Here is a 2,746-nt window from a genome sequence, read left to right on the forward strand (position 1 = left end):
CGCACGATGAAGAGCAAAAGTTAGCATGATCGTTACCATGTTCGGGAGTCACATAGGAGATCAGATCCTGGAAATCGGGAAAAGTGCCAATCAGTTCACAATATTTGTGTATAAGAGTCAGGTGTTATGACAGTCACAATTTTTGTTGTTGAACTCTCTTTTTTTTTAATTTACCCTAAACATCGGCTTATGGGCAGATTATTCGCTCGCGCTTCGCGAGCAGTGAAAAAATTGTCCACTTGGATTGCCCTATTATAGTGTGTCGATGTGCACACTGAGATGTATAGTGCGTAAGAGTGCCCATAAGCCTCCTCATATACGGATATATATATGTCAAAACTACAGTCGTTGCAGTCCATATCTTCCAAGCCAGAATTAGCTAAATTGTTAGGTGTGGATGCTGCATTCTTAACTAGAACCTTATACATCATAAGGCCTGAAAACCAATATCATCAATTTACCATAGATAAAAAATCTGGCGGTAAAAGAGTGATTAACGCTCCATCTGAAGAATTGAAAAGCCTACAAAGAAGTTTGTCTACTTTACTCTTAGACTGCATCGATGAAATTAACAAAATCAAATTTCCAACGTCCCAACTAGCCGTACCAAAAGTCAGAGAAAATGGTGAGGTTGACTACGCAGCAGAAGTTCTAAAAATTAAAATACCCTCATCAAAATCTAAACAACCATCCTTATCACATGGCTTTTCAAGAAATCGCTCTATTATTACCAACGCAATTATGCACATAGGAAAGAAAAACATTCTAAATATTGATATAGAGAACTTCTTTGATAGCTTTAATTTTGGTAGGGTTAGAGGCTATTTTATAAAAAAACAATGATTTCAAACTGGACCAGCATATTTCAACAGTAATAGCACAAATAGCTTGCTATGATAACAAGCTCCCTCAAGGGAGTCCCTGTTCCCCTGTTATATCAAACCTAATATGTCACAGCTTAGATATTAATTTAGCGTCTTTAGCAAAAAAATATAAATGCACTTACACAAGATATGCCGATGATATAACTTTTTCTACTAGAAAATCTGAATTCCCTAAAAAAATAGCAGAACAAAATGAGGATTGTTACATTTTAGGTAAAGAGTTACTGTATGAAATAAAGCGCTCTGGGTTTTCTGTTAATAATGGTAAAACCAGGATCCAGTATAAGAATTCTCGGCAAGATGTAACAGGACTTGTCGTTAACAAAAAACCTAATACCAAAAAAGAATATTGGCGGTTAGCAAGAGCTAAATGCAACACATTATTTAAAACTGGCACATTCACTTCCATTGAAGATGGTGTGTCAGTTATAGGTAATCTAGATGAATTAGAGGGCCAACTGAATTTTATTGACCACGTAGACCATTATAATCGTTTAAGACAAAAAGCACCATTGTCACCAGAATATAGTTTGAAGACTGTAGGTAAAGCACAAGTATTTTACTTTCAGGAAGAGAAAAAACATTCAGCCAATTTCTATACTATAGATTATTTTACGGCAACGAGAAACCAACCATTCTATGTGAGGGTAAAACTGACAACATTTATTTAAAGTCAGCTATAAGTGAACTCATGGCACATTATCCATCTTTAGCTATAAGGACTGATGGTAAATATGAATTATTGATACGTTTCGTCGAATATTCTAAGAGAACTAGATTTTTATTGGAGCTTTTCGGTGGCACAGACTATCTAAAAGGATTCATTGAAAACTTCCATAAGAATATGGCCCCGTATAAAAATTTAAAACCCAAAAAACCTGTAATTATCTTTCTAGATAATGATACTGGACCAGATAATATAGTCAGTTTATTGCAGGGGAAAAAATTTCAAAAAACGATAACGTTAATACCTTCACATTTGGATAAGAAAAATGACATACGAAAATCAGAATTTATACATGTGATGGGTAATCTATACGTAATATTTACACCTTTAGGAACTTCTGGTGAGGAAACGGATATAGAGTACTTCTTCGATGACAAAACAAGGCTGATGAAACATTCAAATGGAAAATTCTTTAACACTGTTGAAAAAAGAGATACAAAAAATGACCTTAGCAAAGATGCTTTTGCCACTCACATTGTAAAGGAAAAAAAGAAAAGCATTGATTTCACTGGGTTAAAAGTGCTTCTAGATCCTATTGCAAAAGTAATTGAACACTATAAAAACATTAAGTGATAGGAAACGCCAGCATGCTGGCTTAGCCCCATTTCGCTGGTACGGCTATTCCTGTTACATCGCAGAACGAACTGGATATGCGCTGGCTTGAATATATCCCTTGCTTTGCCTGTGTAGGAGATTGGGTAACAGATTATTTCCTCCCGCCCCCCAGAGATTGAATAAATGCCAGCGTACGGCGATTAAACTGCTCCGGCTGTTCCACATTGCAGACATGGCCGCACTGCTGGATCACCGCCAGCGAGGCGCTGGCATCGCGGGCCACCTGTTCGCGTACCGGTGCCAGAAACATATGATCCTCCTCCCCCATCACATAGAGGGTGGGAATGGGCAGGGAGCGTTCGCGGAAGTAGCGCATCAGCGGGTTAACCTCGGTGGCGAGGCGGCCCAGCTGCACCAGCACCCGCGGTAACTGCTCACCGGCAGGGGCTTGACGGTAAGCGCCGTTAAATCGACCTACTTGCCTTTACCGTATTGCGCCACTTTTTTTGCAATCGGCTCCAGCGGGACGTTCCATGGCAGCAGGGCTTCGAGCTTTTCCAGGGTATCGGCCTCGCCAATC

Annotated in this window: 2 protein-coding genes and 1 pseudogene; 2 read left to right on the plus strand and 1 reads right to left on the minus strand. The window is 39.1% G+C overall.

Features of this window, described 5'->3' with window-relative positions:
• Positions 1-330: 330 nt before the first annotated feature.
• Together GWQ22_RS21165 and GWQ22_RS21170 are read left to right on the plus strand one after the other, a co-directional pair.
• Positions 331-843 carry a hypothetical protein gene (locus GWQ22_RS21165; protein WP_275931585.1) on the plus strand — a complete coding sequence of 171 codons (513 nt, stop codon included), beginning with the start codon at positions 331-333 and terminating at the stop codon, positions 841-843.
• A gap of 732 nt (positions 844-1,575) precedes the next feature.
• Positions 1,576-2,184 carry a hypothetical protein gene (locus GWQ22_RS21170; protein WP_275931586.1) on the plus strand — a complete coding sequence of 203 codons (609 nt, stop codon included), beginning with the start codon at positions 1,576-1,578 and terminating at the stop codon, positions 2,182-2,184.
• Between the two features lie 133 nt (positions 2,185-2,317).
• On the opposite strand, the pseudogene GWQ22_RS21175 reads toward GWQ22_RS21170, so the two are convergent.
• A pseudogene (locus tag GWQ22_RS21175) lies at positions 2,318-2,569 on the minus strand (alpha/beta hydrolase); the annotation flags it as partial.
• Positions 2,570-2,746 lie beyond the last annotated feature (177 nt).

Source organism: Aeromonas sp. 1HA1, assembly GCF_029237385.1.
GTDB lineage: Bacteria > Pseudomonadota > Gammaproteobacteria > Enterobacterales > Aeromonadaceae > Aeromonas > Aeromonas popoffii.

What these genes read in the sequence shown, in the direction of transcription:
- GWQ22_RS21165 (WP_275931585.1), top strand. Translation starts at nt 331, where the DNA reads ATGTCAAAACTACAGTCGTTGCAGTCCATATCTTCCAAGCCAGAATTA.
- GWQ22_RS21170 (WP_275931586.1), top strand. Translation starts at nt 1,576, where the DNA reads ATGGCACATTATCCATCTTTAGCTATAAGGACTGATGGTAAATATGAA.